General features: G+C 60.9%; 16 protein-coding genes. 6 read left to right on the top strand and 10 right to left on the bottom strand.

Annotated elements, in window-relative coordinates; all coding sequences use genetic code 11:
* Positions 1 to 891 (bottom strand): pyruvate dehydrogenase (acetyl-transferring) E1 component subunit alpha (gene pdhA, locus MAMT_RS00155; protein WP_142658919.1); only part of this gene is annotated, 891 nt, incomplete at its 3' end.
* A gap of 218 nt (positions 892 to 1,109) precedes the next feature.
* Between pdhA and MAMT_RS00150 the strand changes: the two genes are divergently transcribed.
* Positions 1,110 to 2,390 (top strand): aspartate aminotransferase family protein, encoded by a 1,281-nt coding sequence (locus tag MAMT_RS00150; RefSeq protein WP_246186424.1) that lies wholly within the window; start codon positions 1,110 to 1,112, stop codon positions 2,388 to 2,390.
* Positions 2,391 to 2,393: 3 nt separating this feature from the next.
* On the opposite strand, the gene MAMT_RS00145 is transcribed toward MAMT_RS00150, so the two are convergent.
* The gene (locus MAMT_RS00145; protein ID WP_142658917.1) at positions 2,394 to 2,705 is read right to left on the bottom strand and encodes a Dabb family protein; all 312 of its coding nucleotides are present in this window, start codon (positions 2,703 to 2,705) and stop codon (positions 2,394 to 2,396) included.
* Positions 2,706 to 2,851: 146 nt separating this feature from the next.
* Here MAMT_RS00145 and MAMT_RS00140 point away from each other — a divergent pair, with 146 nt between their 5' ends.
* A complete protein-coding gene (locus MAMT_RS00140) occupies positions 2,852 to 3,481 on the top strand; it encodes a bactofilin family protein (RefSeq protein ID WP_178086812.1) in 630 nt (209 codons plus the stop codon).
* A 41-nt stretch (positions 3,482 to 3,522) separates the two neighbouring features.
* Here MAMT_RS00140 and kdoO read toward each other — a convergent pair whose 3' ends face one another.
* The 4 genes from kdoO to MAMT_RS00115 all read right to left on the bottom strand — a co-directional run bounded on the left by kdoO (position 3,523) and on the right by MAMT_RS00115 (position 5,874).
* Complete coding sequence (kdoO, locus tag MAMT_RS00135; RefSeq protein WP_142658915.1) at positions 3,523 to 4,413, bottom strand: Kdo hydroxylase KdoO; 891 nt, start codon at positions 4,411 to 4,413, stop codon at positions 3,523 to 3,525.
* Positions 4,414 to 4,727: 314 nt separating this feature from the next.
* Positions 4,728 to 4,994, bottom strand: coding sequence for a 50S ribosomal protein L28 (gene rpmB, locus MAMT_RS00125; RefSeq protein WP_142658913.1), 267 nt, complete (start codon positions 4,992 to 4,994; stop codon positions 4,728 to 4,730).
* Between the two features lie 15 nt (positions 4,995 to 5,009).
* Complete coding sequence (gene rpsR, locus MAMT_RS00120; RefSeq protein ID WP_142658912.1) at positions 5,010 to 5,240, bottom strand: 30S ribosomal protein S18; 231 nt, start codon at positions 5,238 to 5,240, stop codon at positions 5,010 to 5,012.
* Positions 5,241 to 5,250: 10 nt separating this feature from the next.
* Positions 5,251 to 5,874 (bottom strand): TraR/DksA family transcriptional regulator, encoded by a 624-nt coding sequence (locus MAMT_RS00115; protein WP_246186423.1) that lies wholly within the window; start codon positions 5,872 to 5,874, stop codon positions 5,251 to 5,253.
* A 207-nt stretch (positions 5,875 to 6,081) separates the two neighbouring features.
* Here MAMT_RS00115 and MAMT_RS00110 point away from each other — a divergent pair, with 207 nt between their 5' ends.
* Both MAMT_RS00110 and MAMT_RS00105 read left to right on the top strand, forming a co-directional pair.
* Positions 6,082 to 8,889, top strand: a complete 2,808-nt coding sequence (locus MAMT_RS00110; RefSeq protein WP_142658910.1) for a PD-(D/E)XK nuclease family protein — start codon at positions 6,082 to 6,084, stop codon at positions 8,887 to 8,889.
* A gap of 12 nt (positions 8,890 to 8,901) precedes the next feature.
* On the top strand, positions 8,902 to 12,096 hold the full coding sequence (locus tag MAMT_RS00105) for a UvrD-helicase domain-containing protein (RefSeq protein WP_178086811.1): 3,195 nt from the start codon (positions 8,902 to 8,904) through the stop codon (positions 12,094 to 12,096).
* A gap of 7 nt (positions 12,097 to 12,103) precedes the next feature.
* On the opposite strand, the gene MAMT_RS00100 is transcribed toward MAMT_RS00105, so the two are convergent.
* Both MAMT_RS00100 and MAMT_RS00095 read right to left on the bottom strand, forming a co-directional pair.
* A complete protein-coding gene (locus tag MAMT_RS00100) occupies positions 12,104 to 12,916 on the bottom strand; it encodes a hypothetical protein (protein ID WP_142658908.1) in 813 nt (270 codons plus the stop codon).
* Positions 12,917 to 12,940: 24 nt separating this feature from the next.
* Positions 12,941 to 14,353 (bottom strand): NAD-dependent malic enzyme, encoded by a 1,413-nt coding sequence (locus MAMT_RS00095; RefSeq protein ID WP_142658907.1) that lies wholly within the window; start codon positions 14,351 to 14,353, stop codon positions 12,941 to 12,943.
* Positions 14,354 to 14,448: 95 nt separating this feature from the next.
* Here MAMT_RS00095 and MAMT_RS00090 point away from each other — a divergent pair, with 95 nt between their 5' ends.
* Positions 14,449 to 15,405: an ROK family protein gene (locus MAMT_RS00090; protein ID WP_246186422.1), complete on the top strand. Its 957-nt coding sequence runs from the start codon at positions 14,449 to 14,451 to the stop codon at positions 15,403 to 15,405.
* A gap of 14 nt (positions 15,406 to 15,419) precedes the next feature.
* Here the strand turns inward: MAMT_RS00090 and pgi are convergent, their stop codons facing one another.
* Positions 15,420 to 17,066, bottom strand: a complete 1,647-nt coding sequence (gene pgi / locus MAMT_RS00085; RefSeq protein ID WP_142658905.1) for a glucose-6-phosphate isomerase — start codon at positions 17,064 to 17,066, stop codon at positions 15,420 to 15,422.
* Between the two features lie 415 nt (positions 17,067 to 17,481).
* Between pgi and treY the strand changes: the two genes are divergently transcribed.
* Positions 17,482 to 20,349 (top strand): malto-oligosyltrehalose synthase, encoded by a 2,868-nt coding sequence (treY, locus tag MAMT_RS00080; RefSeq protein WP_246186421.1) that lies wholly within the window; start codon positions 17,482 to 17,484, stop codon positions 20,347 to 20,349.
* Here the strand turns inward: treY and treZ are convergent.
* Positions 20,299 to 22,131, bottom strand: a complete 1,833-nt coding sequence (gene treZ, locus MAMT_RS00075) for a malto-oligosyltrehalose trehalohydrolase (RefSeq protein WP_142658904.1) — start codon at positions 22,129 to 22,131, stop codon at positions 20,299 to 20,301. The two genes, treY and treZ, sit on opposite strands and share 51 nt — an antisense overlap.
* Positions 22,132 to 22,140 lie beyond the last annotated feature (9 nt).

Here is a 22,140-nt window from a genome sequence, read left to right as displayed (position 1 = left end):
CGAGAGGATCTCACGCTCTTCGAGCTTCTGTCGATAGCGCAGAATCGGGTCGTTCTTTTTGTGTTCCTCGATTTCCTGCTTGGTGCGATAGGTGTCGGGGTCGGACATCGAATGTCCTCGGTAGCGATAGGTGTTTACTTCCAAGAGGGTGGGCAGATGTTCGGTTCGCGCCAGGCTCACGGCTTCCGCCACCATGGCGCGCACTTCTTCCACTTCCATTCCGTTGGCAACCCGGCCAGCCAGATCGAAGGCCGAGGCTCGATTGACCAGAGGCAAGCCGGCGGAGGAGCGTGAAACGCTCGTCCCCATCGCGTAATCGTTGTTCTCGATAAGGAAGACGATCGGAAGCTTCCACAAGGAGACCAAGTTGAGCGTTTCGGAAAAGACCCCTTGGTTCACGGCTCCCTCGCCGAGGAGGCAGAGGGTGATCCCTCCCGTGCTCTCATATTGTTGGGCGAAGGCGAGTCCCGCTGCCACGGCGGTATGAGATCCCACGATCGCGTGTCCCCCATAGAAATGATGCTTGCGATCGAAGAGGTGCATCGATCCGCCCATCCCCTGGGAGCAGCCGGTCTGCTTTCCTAAGAGCTCCGCCATGCATGCGCGAGCCGAGGTCCCACGCGCCAAGGCGACTCCGTGATCCCGATAGGCCGTAATCACCGCATCCCGAGGCTCCAGAACCGATAGGGCACCGACCGCGACCGCTTCCTGGCCGATGTAGAGGTGGCAGAAGCCCTTGATGGCAGCCCGCATAAAGGCCTGAGCCGATTTTTCCTCGAAGCGCCGGATCCGAACCATCTGGCGGTAGAGATCAATTTGAATCTCGGGACTAAGGGAAGAAGCGGGCGCTTTGGGCTCCGCTACGGCTACACCGGGATCATCCGCTACCATAATCGCACCTGCCTCCTTGTTTTTCAGGGATCGTTCGTCCGAGCGTTTCGACGTTCGCCCGCGACCGATCCGCTGCTGCTTGCGGTTCCTGTTCCTACAAAGCATATTTTGGGCCCATTGGCAATGAGCGGACGATGATTCCTGCACAAAAGACGCAGATCCCGGGACCGCGCTCGTCTATGCTATGCGCCGGGTTGCGCCGCTGGGAATCCCGGAATGTGACCTTTCTTTCCGCAGAGTTTCCCGTTTTCTGGGAGCAGGCCGAAGGAGTGAACGTCTGGGATGTCGACGGAAACCGTTATCTCGATTTGACCGCGGGATTCGGTGTAGCGGCCTTGGGATATTCCCATCCGGCGATTGCCGCCGCCGGCGGTGCGCAGTTGCGGCAACTACCTCTCGGGATGGGGGACGTCCACCCCTCCGCGGGAAAGGTCGAGCTCTTAGAGTTCCTTTCGCGTCTCACCTTCGAGGCGTGGGGAAGGGGAGAGGCCAAGTCGATTCTCGGTTGTACGGGCAGCGACGCCGTGGAGGCAGCGATGAAGACCGCCTTCCTGGCTACGGGGCGTCCCAAGCTGATTGCTTTTCGAGGGAGCTATCACGGGCTTGCCTATGGAGCGATGGAAGCCACGGAGATGGGCGATTTTCAAAAACCGTTTCTTGAACAATTGGCCAAGCGAGCGGTCTTCTTGCCCTTTCCGAATTGCTGGCATTGTCCCTGGGGCAAAGGAGAGCGTTCGCCCTCGGAGTGCGATGCAGGCTGCCGTTCCGCATTGGCTGCCGATCTCAAGCGCGTCTTCGCGAGCCACTCGGTGGGAGCCGTGCTCGTCGAGCCGATGCTAGGCCGGGGAGGCATGGTCCTGCCACCGGACTGGTTTTTACCCCTCCTTCGCCAGGTGGCCGATGAGGAGGGAGCGCTTCTGATCCTGGATGAAATTTTTACCGGCTTCTTTCGAACCGGTCCCCGCTTTGCCTGTGAGCGATGGGGGGTAGTGCCCGATCTGCTTTGCGTGGGGAAGCCCTTGGGGGGCGGCTTTCCGATTTCGGCCTGTATCGGCCCCGCGGGAGTGATGGATGCCTGGCCTGAGTCAGATGGAGAGGCCCTGCATACCAGCACCTTTCTCGGAAGTCCGCTCGGTTGCCGGCTGGCTTGCGCCTTCTTGGAGGAGATCGAAAGCTGCCGGAAGGGTTTGGCGGTCGAAGAAAAGGGAAAACGGCTCTTGGCAGGATTGAGCGAATCGCGGTTTCCGGCATCGCCTCTCAAGAACGTCCGCGGTTCCGGGCTTTTCGTAGGGGTCGAGGTGACCGACCGGCATGGCCGGCCGGACGCGGCTTTGGCCGGCCGACTGGTTTCCGCCCTATTGAAAGCCGGATTGATCTTGCTGGCTGGAGGTCCCGATCGCCATGTGCTCTCGTTCACTCCCCCGCTGGTCGTCACGCAAGACGAACTGAACTGGTCGATCGCCACCCTTCACTCTCTTTTGGAGAGGATCGGGAGATGATCTTCAACCGGGCTCCTTGCCTGGATCCATGTCAAAGTTATAGCGAACGACGCGCTTGGCATGCACATCGAGGATCTGCCGCTCGAACTGATAGTAGATCGGGTTGCGCTGGGCGAATTCGAGCTTCTCCGGTGAATCGATGTCAAAGGAGAGAAAGAGGCTGAAAGGATCGCCCGGAGCGAGATTGCGTCCTACGCGCAGGCTATGGATATCCGGAAGCTTGAGCAGAATAATCCGGATTTCGATCATGAGGGTGTCCAGTTCGGACGAAGAAGTAGAAGGAAGGAGTTCGAGAAAGCAGAGGTGATGAATCATGACGTGGGATGTTAGTAATTGTGCCGCAACAAATTCATACCAGCCGTATCATAAGGCGGGGGCAAAGGCAAATTTACTCGACACGGCTAGGCATCGGCGGCAGAGTGCCGACAAATGTTCGGCAAGCTCTTAAAAAAAAATTAGGGTTGGCCCAAAGCCCAGGCAGCGATGCTCCGCCGGAGATGGCTTCCTCACCCGAGGGTCCTCCTTCTCCTCAAAAGACTCCGACTTCTCCTCTGCCCGTCATTCCCTGTCCGGTCGGTGAGGCAAAAACGCCGAAGGCCGAAGAGCGCGCGCCGGAGCCTCTCATCTCTGTTCTTGTGCCCCAGGTTTGTCGCGTTCCTTCCCTGCCGGAAGTGCCGGAGCCCGAGGAAGAGACGGACGTCATCGGGGCCGGGACGCAGTTACGAGGAACGATTGCTTTTGCGGGAACCCTCGTCATCCACGGTGGCTTCGTAGGGAGCGTCCATGCTCCGGAGGGAACGGTGCGGATTGGCGCCGAGGGACAAGTAGAGGCGGACGTGGAGGCAGCGGAGCTGCAGGTCGAAGGGAAAGCGAGAGGCAGCTTTTTTGCTCATGACTTGATCGAACTGCGGGAAGGCGCGGATGTCCATGGGAATATGCGGTGTGCCCGCTTGCAGATTGCGAGAGAAGCAGCATTCGAAGGGTTTTGTGAATGCCACCGACCGTCTTCCCCAGAGCCCGAAAAAAGGATGGATCGGCCCGATCTGGATGACTTCTTCACGGCAGTGCGAATCGCTTCCCTCCGGCCATGAATCGGCCAGGAATAGAGAAGCCGAAAGACGGCTGAGCCTCTTTAACGGATTGAAGCGCAAAGCGGTCGGCCGACGATATCTTCCAACACCGTCAGGGGGGAACGCTCGGGATGTCGAAGAGAAGCGCGTGGGAGATGAAAGGTCTGTTCCAGCAAGTGCTGGCCGGAATCGACTGCATGCAGGGCTTGGTCGGTAAAGCACATCCAGGTGCTGCCCGGAGGGAAGGCAAAGGCCTCCTGCGGGCTCTGTCGCTGGTAATCCATGTCGAGCTTGCCCTGATCGTGTAGGCCGAGCATGTAGTGATCGTACAGGCTGCGGTATCCTTTCGTGGCTCCGACGAGAGAGAGCACGAAGCGGAAGCCCGGAATCGGCTGGGGAACGCGGCCGGCAAAACGTTGGGCGTATTCCCGGAAACCTTCGCCGATGCGCCAGCAGCGCGGCTTTCCCTCCGGATTGATGTTGCAGAAGACCCTCAGGATCCGCTTTCCGCCGGTCGGACGAGACGGAAAGGAGTCGACATGAAGCCGGGTGTCGTCCTTCCGATAGGAAGAGGCCCTGCCGGAGATTTCGATGGGCCGGAAGCTCGTCCTTGCCTGGAGAAGAGTCGACGCATAAGTCGGGAGAAGGTTTTGCAGGAACTCGCGCGTGCTATCCGCGTAGCGGCGGAGCATTCTCGAAAGCGCTGTCTTCTCCGCGTCGCTGCCGCTGACTCCCCAAATCTGTCCGGTTTCGCGCTCGAAGCTGATGTTTTTTGCGTCCCCCGTGCTCCATTTCGGCTGGAGAAACGCATCCTCCCCCGGGAGAAGCTCAAACGCCAGGTGCGGGAAATAGAGGACCTTGCCTTCCTCGAGACTCTCGATCGCTCGGTCCTGCACTTCGGAGGCTACCGCTTCCGTCCAAGAGTTTCCAGGCAGTTCAATAATCGAGTTCATGGCCATAGGAGCGGTAATTCGAGGACAAGTTTCTCGCGATGGCCGTAGAGCGGCTCTTTAGCGATTCTTCTTAAGAATCGGTAGACCCGTCCGGTCACTCTCGGAAACGATATAACCTGCCGGAAGGGCGTCAATCGCTCCATCGCGAGGCTGCGTCGAAAAGAAATAGAGCGTTACCTCGTGACCGTTACGCAAGGTCTGCTCGCGAGCATGTAGATAATAGGTTTTTCCGGACTTTTTGCTAACGACATGAAACGGCATGAATCTTCCTCCCCGAAGTTGTCCCGCAATTCAAACGCAATGATCCAATGTTACTAATCCAGCGCACCCGCTTCCCGAAGCGTCGCGTAGACTCCCTTTTTGCTCAGCGTCTTGAGTCCTCGAGCGGAAAGCCGCAAGGAGACCCAGCGGCCGAGCTCCGGCACGAACAGTCTCTTTCGCCTAAGATTCGGGAAGAACGTCCTGGGGGTTTGCGCGGTCACATGGGTTCCGATCCCCCCCTGCTTCTTCGGTTTGCCCTTGCGCCGGATTGCATGGCCGCGAGTCGGTCGCTGGCCTAAAATACAACAATGACGAGCCATCGAAATCTCCAAAACCTATTTTAGGAGCAGTACGTTGCGCGCACGCTTAATTTCCTGCGTTAACTTTCTGTGAAGTTTAGCAGGCATTCCCGTGATTCGTCGAGGAAGAATGCGACCGCTTTCCGTGGTGAATTTGCGAAGGAGATCCGTGTTGCGAAAGTCGATTGCTTCCGTATTGATGTCGACTCTGCGTCGGCTTTCCGCACTGTGCTGCCGGCGATTGCGGTTGTGTCTCTTTTTTTTCATGCCTGTCTCACTAGGCCCCGGGGCCTTCTCTCTCCTCTCCCGCCTCGTCTTCTTCTTCGCCGGCTTCCGCCGCTTCTCCGAACTGGGGAACCGATTCCCACCTCCGCTCGAAACGGCTCTGCAACTCTACTTGGCGCTGGCAGGCTACGGTAAAGCGCGCGTGCGGGGCCGCCTCCAATCGCTGGAGCGGGATCGGCTCGCCGGACATTTCGCAGATTCCGTAGGTCCCGCCTTCGATCCGCTTGAGCGCCTCCTCGATCTCGTAGAGAGCATCCTGCTCCTGAGAAAGCAGGCTCAAGGCAAAATCCTTGTCGTAGGCATCGGTGCCCGCATCCGCTTGGTGCATGCCGAAGCCGCTGGCCTCGCTGCCTTCCGGACGAACGCGTAGAGAATCCTGGGCGATGCCTTGCATCTGCCCCAGGATGTCGTCGCGCAAATCGAGGAGACGCTGGCGCTGCGTTTCAATAAAGCTCTGGCGGCGTTTGGGCGAAAGGTCGGCGAGTGTGAGCGTGGATGGTGTTTCAGACGCTTCTACGCTCGCTTCGTTTTCTTGCGAAGCTTCTTGTGGCGTTTTCGCTGCCTGCTGTTTGCTTCGGCTCGGTGAAACGGGGGAGTTGTTCTTTTTCGTGCTCAATTTCTTCTCCGCTGCAGCAGTCGAGGGTGAAATTTCTAACCCTGCTTTGGCCTTAGCCTGCATATCCTTGGAACTCTTTCTGCTGCTTTTCCCAGCCATTGCGCCAGACAATATGCGAGGGAAGGCAGCGTTTGCCAAGGACTTTGTCCTGGATGTCGCAGGCAGAAGAGGGTGACTACCACCTCTCGGGTACGAAATGTGTAAGAAATGGCGGCTAGAAGAGATTATCCTTCGGCCATGCGTCCCGAGCGGATCTTTCTCGGATGGGATCGTCCTTTTCCCCCACAGGCGGCGGAATGGCTGCTGGAGCGAGCGGGAAAGGGCTCCTGGCCCGATCTCTCCCGATGGCTTCTGATCGTACCGACCCGGCAGTCGGGAAGGACGCTACGGGGCGCGCTCTGCCTGCTCAGACCGGGAGGTTTCCTCGCTCCTCGCGTGGTCACTCCGATGGAGCTTTACGGTGAGGGGCGAAGCTCGGCGGGCAAGGTGGCCGGGCCGACGGCTCGGCTTTGGGCATGGACTCAGCTTCTGCTTTCGGAGGAGGGGATGGAGGAGATGGCCCTCTTTCCCGGGGAGGCGTTCGAGCGGGATTTCTCCTGGGCTCTAGGTGTGGCGAAGAGTCTCTGTAAGGCACAGGATCTCCTTTCCGAAGGGGCCTCGACCTTTTCCAGCGTTCAGGAGGTGAGCGGCCACCCCGAACCGGAACTCTGGTTCCGGTTGGCCCGACTGGAGGAGCGGTATCGGGCAATCTTGGCCGGTGCGGGCTTGCGGGATCCCATGGAAACCCGGCTTGAAGCTCTCCGTGAAGCTTCCTGGAATTTCGACGTCGATCAGGTCGCCCTGATTGGTTGTCCTGACCCTCACCCGCTGGCCGTGCGGCTGTTGGAGCGGGTCTTGCCGGACGAGGTCTGCTCGGTGTTGATCCAAGCGCCAGAAGGGATCGCAGGCGGGTTCGACCTGTGGGGAAGACCTGATCCGGCCTTTTGGCGAAGAAGGGAGATGCCCTTCCTGCCGAACACCCGGATCTATGCGGAGGAAGGGGAGGTCATGGGCCGTACGGCCGACCTGGTGGCGGCCAATTGCTCGTGGGATGCGGTTACCGTCGGCGTCTGCGCTTCCCGACTCCTTCCCTTTCTGCGTCTCTCTCTGGAGGAGAGGGAAATTCCCGTGTTTGATCCGGGCGGCATTTCCGCTCGCGGATCAAAGTGGGCCTCTCTTTTGGCGGACCTCCGGGAACTCCTGCGGCAAAGAAACCTCGCTTCCTTTCGTCGCCTGCTCTGTCATCCCGCGGCGGCGGACTGGCTGGGTTTCCGGGAAACCGGAGTGGTACGCTCCTTCCTGCTCGGAAGGCTCGATCGAGCGGCATCTCGAACCTTGTCGCAGGAGTTCCGATCGGCCACACGGCCGGAGTCGGCCCTGGAGCCTTTTGTGGAGCGGGCGCAACGCTTCTTGTCCGAGGCGGGCGCAGACCCTCTCGGAGCGATCCGGAAGATCTTGGAGGATGCTTTCGAGCCGGAAGGCGACTCGGGGAGCCACCGGCTCCTTTGTGAGGAGCTGGAGCATGCCCTGGAGGAGATCGAGGCGCTCGGCTCCTCGGCGAAGAACCGTCTGGATGCTGCAGAATGTCTCGATCTCCTGATCGACCGAGTCTCTCAACAAGACCTGCCGGAAGAGCGGCCCGAAGCGGCGGTCGAACTCCGGGGCTGGCTTGAGCTGCTCTGGGACGATGCGCCTCACCTCATCCTGGCCGGTTTTCAGGAGGGCTCGGTTCCCGAATCGGTCGCCTATGACTTTCTGCTCCCTTCCGGCCTCCGCGAGCGGCTTGGCCTGAGGACCGATGCCGAGCGCGAAGCAAGGGATGCCTATCTTTTGGAAGCGATCGCGACGCACAGGAGGGAGCAGGGAAGGATCGATGTGTTGGCCGCCCGGTTCAGCCGGGAAGGGGAACCGCTCTTCCCTTCCCGGCTTCTCCTTCGCTGCCCCCCAGCCTCGCTGCCCGAGCGCGTGCGGCGGATATTGGAAGTTCGAGATTCGCGGCTGCGCCATCAGCCCGCGTCGACCGATTCCTTTCCCCTGGCGATCGGACCGCTGCGTTGGCAGGGAGGGAAGGAGCTCTCCGTTACGGCCTTGCGGGATTACCTCTCTTGCCCGTTTTTCTTTTTTCTTCGCCGGGTTAAGCGATGGGAAGCGGTCGAACGGCTTCCCGAAGAATTCGATGCACCGGAATTCGGCGCTCTCCTTCACGATGTTTTGGCTGATTTCGGACGAGCGGACGAAATGAGAGAGTGCGATCGGAGCGAGGCGATCGAGACGTTTCTCCGGGATACTCTCTCGATGCGGCTTCGGCAGCGCTTCCCCGAGGGGATTCCGCCTGCGGTGGCCTTGCAAGCGCGAGCGATCCAGGGGAGGCTTGCCGCCTTCTCCCGCGTGCAGGCAAAAGAAGTTCTTCAAGGATGGAGGACGATCGTTGTGGAGGAGCCCTTTGAGCTCCGAATCGGCGGTTGGAAACTCGACGGCAGGATCGATCGGGTCGATCGCGATTCCGAAGGAAGGATTCGACTCATCGACTTCAAGAGTCCAGAACGAGCCTTGAGCCCGGAATCCGCGCACCTGGTCGCGGCCGAGAAGGGGCAGGGGCCGGCCGCCGGTCTCTTTCTGCGGGAAGGAAGAGGGCTCCGATGGAAAGACCTGCAACTTCCGCTCTACGCCGCGGCATGGCGTCTTCGTGAAGCGGACTGTCCCGATCTCCGGGTAGCCTACCTCGTGCTCCCCAAGGATCGCGAGAAGGTGGGGGTCCAGGAGTGGCGGAACTGGAGCAGGGAACTGGAGAGGGAGGCGGAAAGTTGCGCCGCCCGGATTTTGCAAGCCATCGAGGAAGGCTGGTTTTGGCCACCGGAGAGATCCGCCGAGTGGGATCGGGAGCCGTGGCGATTCTGGTTCGATGGACGTCCGGCGGAGATCGTTGCCCCCGTTCGAACCGCCTCGGGTACGAACGTTGCGGGACATGCAGATTAGGATAGGAGGAACGTGGGAGAGAGTTTGCCGATGGACCGCTGCTGCTTGATTCGCGCTTCCGCCGGGACAGGGAAGACCGAAGAGTTGGCGCGGCGGATGGTCGATCTGCTCCGCTGTGGCGTGGAGCCGCATCGGATCGTTGCGGTCACTTTTACGAGAAAGGCTGCAGCGGAGATCCTCGATCGAGTTCTCGGGAAGCTCGTCGAGCAAGCCGAAGCCGATCGGGCCGGCGCAGGAGAGGACCGCGGGCGGTTTGCTCGAGATGCTCTCACTTCGCTCCAGGCCTTTCTGGCCGATCTGCCGCGGCTGCAGTTGCGCACGATCGACAGTCTCTTTCAACGGATCGTTCGCGTCTGCCCGATCGAGCTGGGCCTTCCCGAAAGCTTCCAATTGATGGATGAGCTGGAGGCGAGGGAATTGCGGAGTTCTCTGCTTGCGGAAATGCTCCGAGAGGGCGGAGAGGCCGGAGCGATGTTGGCCGAGGCCGTGAGCCGGTTGACGCAAGGAGAGGAGAGGAAGAGCGTCTGGATGGTGCTCGATCCGTTGATCTCGCAATTTTGGGAAGCCTATCAGGAAGAACCCGACCGGGAGCGTTGGGGGGGAGAAGCACTCCGGCGTGCGCTGATCCCCGACGGCCGGGAGACGGATGGAGAAAGGCTCTGGCAGGAGATCGCCCGAAAGTGGAGTCTCCAAGTTCCGGATCGCAGCGACGACTGGGAGAGGCTTCGCCCCCTCTTGCTTGCGTATCGGGGGAACGGGACCCCTCATCGGCTGATCGCCAATCTCTTGGAAAGTTACGATCCGGCTGCGGGCTCTTGCGGGGAGTTCTATTTTCAAAGAAAAAAGATCGTTCCCAATGAGGAGATGGCCCGCCTTCTGGGGCGTCTTGCTCGGTTCTGGATCCAGAATAGCCTCGAGACTGCTTGCGAACGGACCCGTGGGCTCGCCTCTCTCCTTGCCGAGTTTCACGCTCGCTATCGGCACGCTCTTCGTAGCCAGGGGCGCATCGCTTTCAGCGATGCGCCGCGGCTCCTCCGGGAGTTGGGAGCGGCGGGCGGAGGCATGGATCAAGACCTCTGGTTGCGGATCGCCTTCCGGCTCGATTCGCAATGGGACCATTGGCTCTTCGACGAGTTTCAGGACACGAGCCGGTCGCAGTGGAGAGCGCTGGAACTTCTGGTGGGAGAGGTGATTCAGTCGACGGAGGAGACGAGGAGCGTCTTTTGCGTCGGGGACGCGAAGCAGTCGATCTACGGATGGCGGGGGGGAGATCGGCGCCTCTTCGAGGAGATTGCTTCCCGCTACGAAGGTGGCGTTGCACTCAGGACGCTCTCGACCTCGTATCGATCGCAGCCCGCCGTGATTGAGCTGGTGAACGCGCTGTTCGGCAGCAAGGCGGCGTTGGAAGAGCTCTACGGGGACGCGGGGAGAGCCTGGGCGAAGGATTGGGCGCCCCATGCATCGGCGTTGCGCGACGCCAGCGGATATAGCTGCTATCTCGAGGCCGGCTCCGATTCCGATGAGCCCTCTTGGAGCGAAGGGATGGCGGACGGTACGGACGAGGAGGCGGAAGAAGAGCGTTCCTCGCCTGTCGACTCGGCCCTGGCTCGCCTGATCCGGGAAAGCATCCGGCCCGCCGAGCGGGGGCTTTCCTGTGCGGTTCTCGTCCAGACCAACCGGTGGGCCCGGCGTCTGGCGGATCGGTTGCGCAAAGAGCGGGTCGGCTCGGTCTTCCTGGAAGGAGACATCTTTCCCGGCGGGGACAATCAGCTTGGACGGCTTGTGGCGGCAGCCCTCCAGAGCCTGGTGCATCCAGAGGACACGCTTGCGCGAGGCTGGGTGCAGGCTTCCCCTCTCGGGGATGGGTTTTGCCAAGAGTGGGAGAAGTCTGGGTGGCGGATCCTATATGAAGAGGGGTTTCAAGGCGTGGTCGCCGAGATCTTGGGACGATTGCCCACGGAATTGGACGATTTTTCCAAGGAGAGAGCCGCGCTGCTGCGGGAGATGGCTTGTCGGTTCGACCAGACCGGCTCGCGCGACGTGGAACGGTTCCTGCGCTACCTGAGGGATCAGCCGGTCCGCCTTCCGGAGACGGTCGGCGCCGTCCAAGTGATGACCGTCCACAAGGCAAAGGGCCTGGGCTTCGATGCCGTAGTCGTTACCGAGCTCGAGCGGCCGGTTCGAATGCGGAGCAGATTGCTCGAGGTGGATCTCCCGCGAGGGGAGTCGGGCCTGCTCTTGGCCCCGGTAAAAATGATTGCGAGCAAGATCCCTCTGCTGGCGAAGGCGAGGGAGAAGGCATGGGAAGAGGAACTCTTCGAGCGGCTCTCCGTTCTCTACGTAGCCCTGACCCGGGCCCGGCGAGAGCTCTATGTGCTCGCGGAAGCCGCTCCGGCTCGGAGGAGGGCGTCAAGGGCGGGATCGAGATCCACCGCACTCACGCATCGCGATCTCTTGCGCCGAACTCTGGTGGCGGGAGAGTCCCGAGCGTTTTGGCCGAAGAGCGGGGTGGATCTCTTCTTCGAGCGGGGGGAACTCGGGAAGTCCAAAAGGCAGGAGGATGTTCCGAGTACGGGCGAAGAGCCCGAGCGGTTGCCGCCGCTCGCCTTTCCGCCGCGCTCCGTCCGCCTGGCGCCGCTTGCCCCTTCACGATCCGGGAAGGATAGGGCCGCAAAGCTCTTCGCCCCGGGACGAGCGTCCGGCCGAGAATTCGGCACCCTGGTCCATGAGATGCTTGCGCGGGTGGAGCGGGCGGATGCCGAAAGCTTGGCGTCTCTGCGGCGGATTGCTTCCGCCCTACCATCCACGACGATCGAGGAGGCGGCGAGAATGGCGCTCGGTTGTATCGAAAGTCAGGTTTGCGGGACGATTTTCTCTGTGCCAAGCGACACGATCCTCTGGCGGGAGAAGCCGTTTGAAGCGCTGGTCTCCGGCCGATGGATCAGTGGAATCTTCGACCGGGTTCACCTTTTTCTCGATCCGAACGGCTCTCCGGCTTCTGTGATTCTCTACGACTTCAAGACCGATCGGGAGCCGCTGGAGCGAGGCGAGGAGGGACTCGTCGCCCGTTATCGGGAACAGGTCGGGCTCTACCGGGCGGTTCTTGCCCAGATGACGGCGCTTCCGATCGAGAAGATTCGCGCCATCCTGGTCTGGGTAGGGCCGCAACGCCTGGTGGAAGTCCCACCGCCTTCGGCGGACAGGTAGTAGCCATTCATCGATACCAGGCTTGCCAGACGACGCGAAGGGTCCCCATTGGTTGGGACGAGGCGGCATCTCCGAGATTGTGATAGTACCACCAGATCTTGTTTCCCTCGATCCGATATCCCTTGGGGGAGACCTCAAGAATCTTGTTGGCCAGAAATTGCGGGAAAGCAGAGGAAGGAGGGGAGCCGGGAGAGCTTCGGGGCGCGAGGCCAAAGGCGGGGCTCTTCGATTCCTGCGCCATGTAGGCATTGAAGAGACGACCAAGGTCGACCACGACCCAGTAGTTGACGACCGGCGGCCGCCAGCCGGTGGGTTGGATCAGGTCCTCGAACGAATCGATCTTCTGTCCGGGATCGACGGGAAGAACCTGCTGCAGCGATTCGATCTGCACGCGAACTCTCTGTCCGCCTGGGAAGTGGAGCGGTACCCAGTAGCGGTCTCCTTGCTTTTGGACGGGGATCGAAATGCCGTTTGCCTTGGCGCGAAAGTCGAGATAGGGGAGATGGGCCGGTTCCTGTTGGAAAAGGGAGATGTCGCCCGTTCCGCCCCAGTTGACGCACTCCCAGACGCCCTGGTAGCGGATCCGGGGGGAGGCCGGCTCGCCTGGCCGACTCGGGGTCGAGAGGAAGAGGGAGTAGTAGCGTCTTGCGCTCACGAGTTGCACCGGCGGGTTGGTCGCCCAAGCCGAGCCGGCGCCAAGCGTCAGGAAGAGGAATGCGAGCAGGAGGAGCGGGGCGGAGGAGGAACGCTGCCGCAGGAGCACGCTCTTGGAAGGCCCGGCTGCAATCCGTCCGAGAGAGGCTCCGAGAGGTCGGACCAAGATGCGGCCTTTCAGTCCAGGGCGTCAGGCGCGAGCAACCTGATCCTTCCGCGCTGCCTGGGCGACCGCTTGGGCTACGCCCTTGGCAACGTCTCGGTTGAAGACGCTCGGCACAATGTACTCCGGAGCCACTTCCGAGGCAGGAATGCACGAGGCGATTGCTTCGGCCGCCGCGAGCTTCATTCCCTCCGTGATCCGAGAAGCTCGCACGGAGAGGGCGCCTTGAAAGATGCCCGGGAAGGCCAAGACATTGTTGATCTGGTTGGGGTAGTCGCTTCGGCCCGTAGCGACAATCTGCGCGTATCGGGCGGCCTCTTCCGGCATGACTTCCGGAGTCGGGTTGGCCAGCGCGAAGACGGTTCTCGGCTCCCGCATCCCCTGAATGTCCTCGGCGGAAACCCGGCCTCCGGAGGAGACCCCGATGAAGACATCGGCTTCTTTCATGGCGTCCTTCGCCGTTCCACGGATCCCGTCGGGGTTCGTGTGGGCGGCCAACCATTGCTTAATGGGAGTGAGATCCGAGCGACCGGCTTGAATGATGCCGTTACGGTCGCAGACGACGATCGAGCGGCAGCCGACCTTGAGAAGCATCTTTGCCACCGCCACTCCCGCCGATCCGGCCCCCATGATGACGTAATGCTGCGACGCCAACTCTCGGCCGAGCAGCCGGGCGCTGTTGATCAATGCGGCGAGCACGACCACGGCCGTCCCATGTTGATCATCGTGGAATACGGGAATATCCAATCGCTTCTGCAGCTTCTCCTCGATCTCGAAGCAGCGCGGTGCGGAAATGTCTTCCAGATTGATTCCGCCAAAGCCGACGGCGATTCGGGCGACGGTGTCGACAATCTCGTCCGTTTCCCGTGCGTCGAGGCAGATCGGGTAGGCGTGGATCTGTCCGAATTCGCGGAAGAGCATCGCTTTGCCTTCCATGACCGGCATGGCCGCCGCCGGCCCGATATCTCCAAGGCCCAGGACGGCAGAGCCGTCGCTGACCACGGCCACGGAGTTGCTCTTGATCGTCAGCTCGAAGGCGAGATCGGGATGCGCGGCGATCGCTTCGCAGACGCGGGCGACTCCGGGAGTGTAGGCCATCGACAAGGTGTCGCGGTTGGTCAAGGGAACTTTGTTCTCGACATGGATCTTGCCACCTTGATGGAGCAGGAAGACGCGATCGGATGCAGAGAGAATCGTCACGCTCGGCAACTGGGCGACCGCCTCCTCGAGCAGCTTTGCATGCTCTTCACTTCGGGCATTGACCGTGATCTCTCGAATCATCTGTCCCAAGTGCACCGTGACGATATCCATCGCGCCAAGATCCCCTCCGTTGGCGCTCAGCACCCGAGCGATCTCGGCCAACATTCCGATCTTGTTGGGATAGGAAAGACGCAGAAGGAAGCTGTAGCTGGCGGATGGACGAAGCGATTTGGACTCCATGGGGTAGGATCTCTTAAAATGGCCTAAAGTAGCCTTTTTTAATGGGTAGCGACGCGGGGCGCACGTTCTTTTTGATTTCAGAATCTCTCTCGAGGATGAATCCTCGAGTCCCGGACATGAGAGAGCAGCGGATCCGCGCAGGCGTCGATCTCGGGGGAACGAAGATCGAGATCCTCGTCCTGAAAGGAGAGGGCCGGGAGATCGCCCGGCGGCGAATCCCGACCCCAACCGACGGTTACCAAGCGATCCTCGAAGCAGTGCAGCGGCTCGTAATGGAGGTCGAGCAAGAGTTGGACCTCGACCCGCTCCCCCTCGGTGTTGCTTCGCCGGGCAGCGTATCGACGACCAGCGGCCTCTTGAAGAATTCCAATACCGTCTGCCTGAACGGGAGGGCGTTGCAGGCGGACCTGGAGCGGCGGCTGGCTCGGCCCGTCCGCGTTGCCAACGACGCGAACTGCTTCGCGCTCTCCGAAGCCTCCGACGGCATGGCGAAAGGGGAGTCTGTCGTCTTTGGAGTGATCTTGGGAACGGGGGTGGGGGGCGGTCTGGTGATCGAGGGAAGGATTCTTTCCGGCGCCAACGGGATCGCCGGGGAGTGGGGCCACAATCCTTTGCCTTGGGCCCGGCCCGAAGAGCTTCCGGGACCGGAATGCTACTGCGGAAAACGGGGCTGCATTGAAACCTTCCTTTCCGGTCCCGGATTGGCCTCGGACCATGAGAGGGTGACCGGGATGCGGCTGGGGCCGGAGGAGATCGTTCGGGGCGCTGCCTGCGGCGATCCCGATTGTGAGGCCACTCTGCTACGGTACGAGGTGCGGCTGGCTCGGGGGCTCGCTCATGTGATCAACCTGCTCGATCCAGACACGATCGTTCTCGGCGGAGGGCTCTCCAACGTCGACCGCCTCTATCGCCGAGTCCCCGCTCTTTGGAGCCGGTGGATCTTTTCCGACCAGATCGTTACCAAGCTCGTCCCGCCTCGTCACGGCGACTCAAGCGGGGTGCGAGGGGCGGCTCGCCTTTGGGATCCCCCGACCTCCCGCCCGCTTCCGTAGAAGGGCATCGGCGGCTAGATCCTGGAGCGCACGAGGCGGAGCAGACGTTCAGTGGAGGCGTCGTGCGGCTTGCGTGCGGGCTCTCCGCTCAGTTCGGGCAGGATGAGCTGAGCGAGCTGTTTGCCCAGCTCGACCCCCCACTGGTCGAAGGAGTCGATGTTCCAGACCGTTCCTTGGACGAAGATCTTGTGCTCGTAGAGAGCGATCAGGCTGCCCAGGGTGCGAGGCGTCAACTTGCGAAAGAGAAAGGTGTTGGTGGGGCGATTGCCTTCGAAAGTCCGGTGGGGAGTGAGCCTTGCGATGTCATCAGCCGCCAGTCCGGCCGCTTCCATTTCGGTGCGCACCTCGTCCGCGGTCTTGCCCCGAAGGAGCGCCTCGGTTTGCGCCAGGCAGTTGGCCAGCAGGATCCGGTGATGCTCGTCCGAGGGTCCCAGGGGATTATGGCTCTGGACGGGGATGAGGAAATCGGCGGGGACGAGCTTGGTGCCTTGGTGGAGAAGCTGAAAAAAGGCATGTTGTCCATTGGTTCCCGGGGCACCCCAGAGAATCGGTCCCGTCGTCACGGAGACGGGTGTCCCGTCCTTCTGGACATGTTTCCCGTCGCTCTCCATGTCCGCCTGCTGCAGGTAGGCCGGAAGAAAGGCGAGGTATTGATCGTACGGGAAGACCGCGTGGGTCGACGCCTGGAAGAAGTTATTGTACCAGACGCCAAGAAGCCCCATGAGGACAGGAATGTTCTTTTCGAACGGAGCCGTGCGGAAGTGTTCGTCCACCGCGTGCGCGCCGGCCAGCAGCTCCTCGAAGCGATCCATGCCGATGGCCAGAACGATGGAGAGGCCGATCGCCGACCAGAGGGAATAGCGGCCGCCGACCCAGTCCCAGAAGGGAAACATGTTTTTTTTGTCGATTCCGAAGGCAACGACCGCCTTTTCATTGGTCGAGATCGCCACGAAATGCTTGGCCACCGCCGCGGGATCCTTGGCCTTTTCGAGAAACCATGCGCGGGCCGAACGGGCGTTGGTGAGCGTTTCCAGAGTGCCGAAGGTCTTGGATGAGATCAGGAAAAGAGTCGTCTCCGGAGAGAGGTCCCGAAGAACTTCGGTAAGCTGAGTGCCGTCGATGTTGGAAACAAAGTGGAGGCGAAGAGAAGAGTGGTAGGGGCGAAGGGCATTGGTGACCATCACCGGGCCGAGGTCGGATCCGCCGATGCCGATGTTCACGACGTCACGGATCGGCTGCCCCGTATAACCCCGCCATTTGCCCTCTCGCACGGCTTCGCTGAATTGCCTCATCTGAGCGAGAACGGCGTGTACCTCCGGCATGACGTCCTTCCCGTCGACGAGGACGGAGCTGCCGCGAGGGTTGCGGAGTGCGGTGTGCAGAACCGCGCGTCTCTCGGATACATTGATCTTCTCCCCGGCGAACATCTTTTGGATCCAGCCCGACAGATCCGCCTGCCGTGCGAGCTCCAGCAATAGCTCGAGGGTCTCGTTCGTAATCCGATTCTTGGAGTAGTCGAAGACGATCTCCTCCAGGGAGAGCGAAAAGCGTTCCGCGCGGCCCGGATCCTCGCGGAAGAGATCCCGAAGATGAAGCGGGCTGATCTGGGCGTAGTGTGCTTGAAGCTTGCGCCAGGCGGGTAAAGCGGTGGGAGAGTTCATGGGATTGGGAGGCTAATCACGGGGGTTTTGCGATTCGGTGGATGGATGGCTTCGGAGGGCGATCCGTTCGTCCCTACTGACTTTGTAAGGAAACCGATAAGGCCAATCGTTAACAGCTGGGTTTGCGGCAAGCAAGCCGATTCTGCGCCTCCGCTAAAAGGACCGCCTCTCTTCGGAAGGATCGCTCGCTACCGAGGAAGAGCAAGCGGGGGCCTTGCTTTCGATAGCGAGCTTTGCCATGCTTTGTTCCATTGCCCGTGCCCGACCGTGGCGGTGCCGTAGGAGGAATGGGAGGAACGTGTGCCTTTCGCCGCTCCGCTGGTTGGCGACGCCGGGTACCGCCTCTCGGCCGGTCAGAACTGATTTTTAGGTCGGGAGGGGCCGGAAGGGCACTCCTCCTTGAAAGAGGGAGTCTGTGGCTGTGGAGGTTGGTGGACTGAAGTCGCTCGATATGCGTATTCCCGTTTCTACTTACCGCCTTCAGCTCCGAAAAGAACTGGGTTTTGCAGCCTTGGAGCCCGTCGTGGCGTATCTCGGTGATTTGGGAATCGGGGATATCTACGCTTCGCCGATCACGCGAGCGCGGACGGGCAGCAGTCACGGATATGACGTCGTTGATCCGGGAGAGATCAATCCGGAGATCGGCTCCCCTGAGTCCTTCGCTCGCCTCATGGAAAACGTCCATGCCCGGCAGATGGGATGGCTTCAGGATGTGGTTCCCAATCACATGGCCTACGACAAGGAAAACCGGTTCCTGATGGACGTGTTTGAGAACGGTCCGCAATCCGAATTCTATGAGTTCTTCGACATCGAGTGGAACCACCCCTATCCGACGCTGCGGCGCCGGGTACTTGCCCCGTTCTTGGGTCCCCATTACGGAGAGGCGCTGCAAAAGGGGGAGATTCGCTTGTCCTTTGAAAAGGGGGCCTTTTGGGTCTCCTATTTCGAACACCGCTTCCCGCTCTCCATCGAGAGCTACGGAACGGTTCTCGCGCAGGTCCAGCAGCAGATTCGTAGCCGCTTGGAGCGCCGAGATCCGGACTATCTGAAGCTCCTGGGCGTGATCTACACGGTTCGCAACCTGGGTTCGGCGGCGAATCGCGAAGAGAGAATCGACCAGACGACTTTCGTGAAGGCCGTCTTGGAAGAGCTCTCTCAAAAGAATGGCTTCGTGCGGACGTCTCTGGACCGGAGCCTGGAGGGGTTCTCTCCCGCCAATCCCACCGCGGCATCGCTGGCGCTCCTGGATCAGCTCTTGTCCGAGCAGTACTTCCGTTTTGCCCACTGGCGGGTGGCTTCGGAAGAGATCAACTATCGGCGTTTTTTCACGGTCAATGATCTCATCTCGGTGCGCATCGAGCGGGAAGAGGTCTTTTCGCGTGTCCACCGGCTGATTCAGGGCTTGGTCGCGGAAGGAAAAATCACCGGGATTCGCGTCGATCATATCGACGGGCTCTATCGTCCGCGTGCCTACTTGGATGCGTTGCGGAAAGCCCTGCCGGATACCTACACCGTCGTGGAGAAGATCCTGGCATTGGGGAGAGAAGATCTCCCGAAGGATTGGCCCGTCGAAGGCACGACCGGGTACGACTTCCTGGCCATGGCAACTCAGCTCTTCTGCCCGAGGGAGAGCACCGAAGCCTTTACCCGCTGCTATGAAGATTTCACCAGGCTTGAGCAGAGCTATAGCCGGTTATTGAGGGAAAAGAAACGCTTCGTCATCGGTCGCCGACTCGCGGGGGATCTCGACCGCATCGCCCTTATGATCCACTCGCTCTGCGCCCGTCTCTGGTTTGGACCGGACGTGACGATCTACGCGATTCGCAGAGCGCTGGTCGAGGCGCTCTCCTGTTTCCCGGTCTATCGTTCCTACGTCGATGCCGATGGGCCAAGTCCGGAGGATCGGCGGTGGATCGACGAAGCGATCCAGACCTCGGAAGAGAATCTGCCGCAGCTCAGGGCGGAGCTTGAATTCATCCGCCGTTTTCTCCTCGGCGAAATGCCTCACGAGCTTGCCGAGGAAGATCGAGCGCAGGCGCTCGACTTCGTCCGTCGTTTTCAGCAACTCAGCGGACCTCTGATGGCCAAGGGCTCGGAAGATTGCCAGTTCTACGTTTACAATCGGCTCCTTTCCCTCAACGAGGTCGGAAACGATCCTTCCCGCTTCGGGATCGATGCGGAGGAATTTCATCAATTCCTAAGAGATCGCTGGCTCCACTGGCCTCACACGCTCAATGCCACGATGACGCACGACGCAAAGCGGGGAGAGGACGCTCGCGCCCGCTTGTGCGTGTTGGCCGAACTTCCCGAAGAATGGGCGCTTCTACTCGGCCGGTGGAGCAAGATCAATGCGGGAAAGAAGCCCAAGGTTGGCGATCTCTCTGTCCCCGACGCGAATGCGGAGTATGCCATCTACCAGGCCCTCTTGGGAAGCTGGCCATGGAAGAATGAGGAGATCGAAGGGTTCCGCGAGCGCTTCAAGGCCTACTTTATCAAGGCGAGTCGGGAGGCGCGGAGCTTTTCCGGATGGCAGAATCCGAACCGTCTCTACGAGGAGCGATGCTGCGCCTTTCTGGATCAGATTCTCGATTGGGACCAAGGAAAGCAGTTTTTAACGGCTTTCCTCCCCTTTCAGCAGAAGATTGCTCGGTACGGGGTCTACAACTCGCTTTCACAAGTCGTCCTGAAGACGGCGGCGCCTGGAGTCCCCGACTTTTATCAAGGGACGGAGCTCTGGGATCTCTCGTTCGTTGATCCGGATAACCGACGGCCAGTCGATTTTAGCCTGCGCAGAGAGCTTTTGGCGGAAATCCGCGGGAAGGGAGACCAGCCGGGCTATCGGAAGGAGCTTCTGGCGCATGTCGAGGATGGAAGGATCAAGCTCTTCGTCACGCACAAGGCTTTGCAGGCGCGGCGGCTCTTCCCGGAACTCTTCCGCTCCGGCAGCTATGAGCCGATCCCGTTTTCCGGACCGCAGGTGGAGCATGCCTTCGGCTTCTTGCGCTCCTGGGGAACGCAGCACCTGATCGCGATTGTTCCCCGTTTCGTCACGAAGCTCTGTTCCAGCGAGGAGGCACCGATCGGTCCGGCGGCATGGAGCGACACCTCGGCTCCTCTGCCCGAGTCGCTTTCCGGCTCGTGGCGATGCGCCCTTACGGGGAATTCGCGCCATTGGGAGGGGCAGCTCCCGCTGAAAGAAGCGATGGCCGAGCTACCGGTCGCTCTCTGGATCTCAAGCGGAGTCGATGCCCCTGGCATAGAAAACGGCGCTGCGAGCGGCTAAGGAAAGGAGGGAGCCGGGCTCGAGGCGGCTCGGTCCCGTGGAGCCTTCCCCCATCCACCGCGCTTCTTCAGTGTCAAAAATCTTCTCGATCGTGGGGAGATCCGGATCGATGCGGATCGAGCGCGGCTGCCGCGAGAAATTAAAAAAGCCTTCCACCCGGGCTTCTCCCTTGTTTCGCCGAAGCCGAAGCAGTCCGGTCTTCTCGTCCGCCTCGCAGGAATCCTCGCGCGCATCGAGCGGGATATGGCGAAGCACGCGCTCCCGTAAGATGAGAAGTTCTCGATAGAATTCCCAGAGAACGCCGTGGCTCCCCGCATGGCGGCGCTCCCATTGAAGGACGGCGGAAAAAAAGGTCGCCTCGGCGGCCGGGTCGGGGATGTCGTCGCCTGCCGCATCGTGAAAGGCGGCGAATTCGCGCTTGCGGCCATTGCGGACCGCTTCCAGGAGCTCCGGATCCTCGTGATCGACAAAGTAGGGAAAGGGGCGGGGCTCTCCATATTCCTCCCCCATGAAGAGCAGAGGGAGAAAGTCCGAGAAGAGCAAGGAGGCGGCGGCCAGCTTCCGGGACGAGAAGTCGAGGATGCTGCTGAGGCGGTCGCCGTGTGCCCGATTGCCCACCTGGTCATGATTTTGGGCGAAGACGACGAATTGCTCTCGTCCCACCCCATCCGGAGGGGCGCCGTGACGCCGCCGACGATAGGGGGAGTAGCGGCCATCGAGGACATAGCCTTGGGAGAAGGCCTTGGCGAGATCCGTCACGCCCCCAAAATCGGCGTAGTAGCCCTGTTTTTCGCCGGTCAGCAGGCCGTGAAGGGCGTGGTGGAAGTCGTCGCACCACTGGGCGGGAAGCCCGTTGCCACCCGGTCTCGGCCGAACGAGCCGGGGATCGTTACGGTCGGTTTCCGCAAAAAGAAGAAGCGGTCGATCGAGTTCCCGCTCCCATTGCCGGGTGCGCAGGGCGAGCTCTTCCAGGAAGGGAAAGGCCGATTCATCATGAATCGCGTGGATCGCATCGAGGCGGAGGGCATCGATGTGAAACTCCGCAAACCAGGTGTGCGCGTTTTGCAGGAAGTAGCCACGAACCTCGTCGCTGTCCGCGTCATCGAAGTTGACCGCCGGCCCCCAAGGCGTCCGGTAGTTTTCGGTAAAATAGGGGCCGAACTGGGAGAGGTAGTTCCCCTCGGGGCCGAGATGGTTGTAGACCACGTCCAGGACGACGGCAAGTCCTGCCGTATGACAGGCGTTGACCAGCGTTTTGAGACCGGCGATCCCGCCGTAAGAGGTTTGCACGGCAAAAGGGTAGACGCCGTCGTAGCCCCAGTTGCGCCTGCCGGGGAACTGGGCGACCGGCATGATCTCGATCGCGCGAATCCCCAGCTGGCGCAGCTCGGGCAATCTCGGAAGGATCGCGGCAAAGCTCCCCTCCGGAGTATAGGTTCCGACGTGGAGCTCGTAGAGGACGTAATCGGGTAAGGCGAGTCCTGACCAGGATCGATCCGTCCAGGGGAAAGAGGGGTCTATGATCTCGGAAGGTCCGTGGACCCCCCGCGGTTGGCATCGGGAAGCGGGATCGGGCAACTCCTTCTCGCCGTCGAGCCGGTACTGATAGAGCCAGCCCGGCTTGGCCTCGGGTACGGTCACGGTCCAGTAGCCCGCGCCATCTTTTTCCATGGGATAGATCCGTTGGGTGGGATCAACCAGCGAGAGCTCACAGCGCGAACGATAGGGAGCCCAGACGCAAAAACGACATCCGTCCGGGGTGAGAAATGCTCCTTGATTCATGAGGACTGT

It is taken from the genome of Methylacidimicrobium tartarophylax (assembly GCF_902143375.2).
Lineage (GTDB): Bacteria > Verrucomicrobiota > Verrucomicrobiia > Methylacidiphilales > Methylacidiphilaceae > Methylacidimicrobium > Methylacidimicrobium tartarophylax.
The sequence above is the reverse complement of the archived record's forward strand: the minus strand, read 5'-3'. Positions and strand labels throughout refer to the sequence as shown.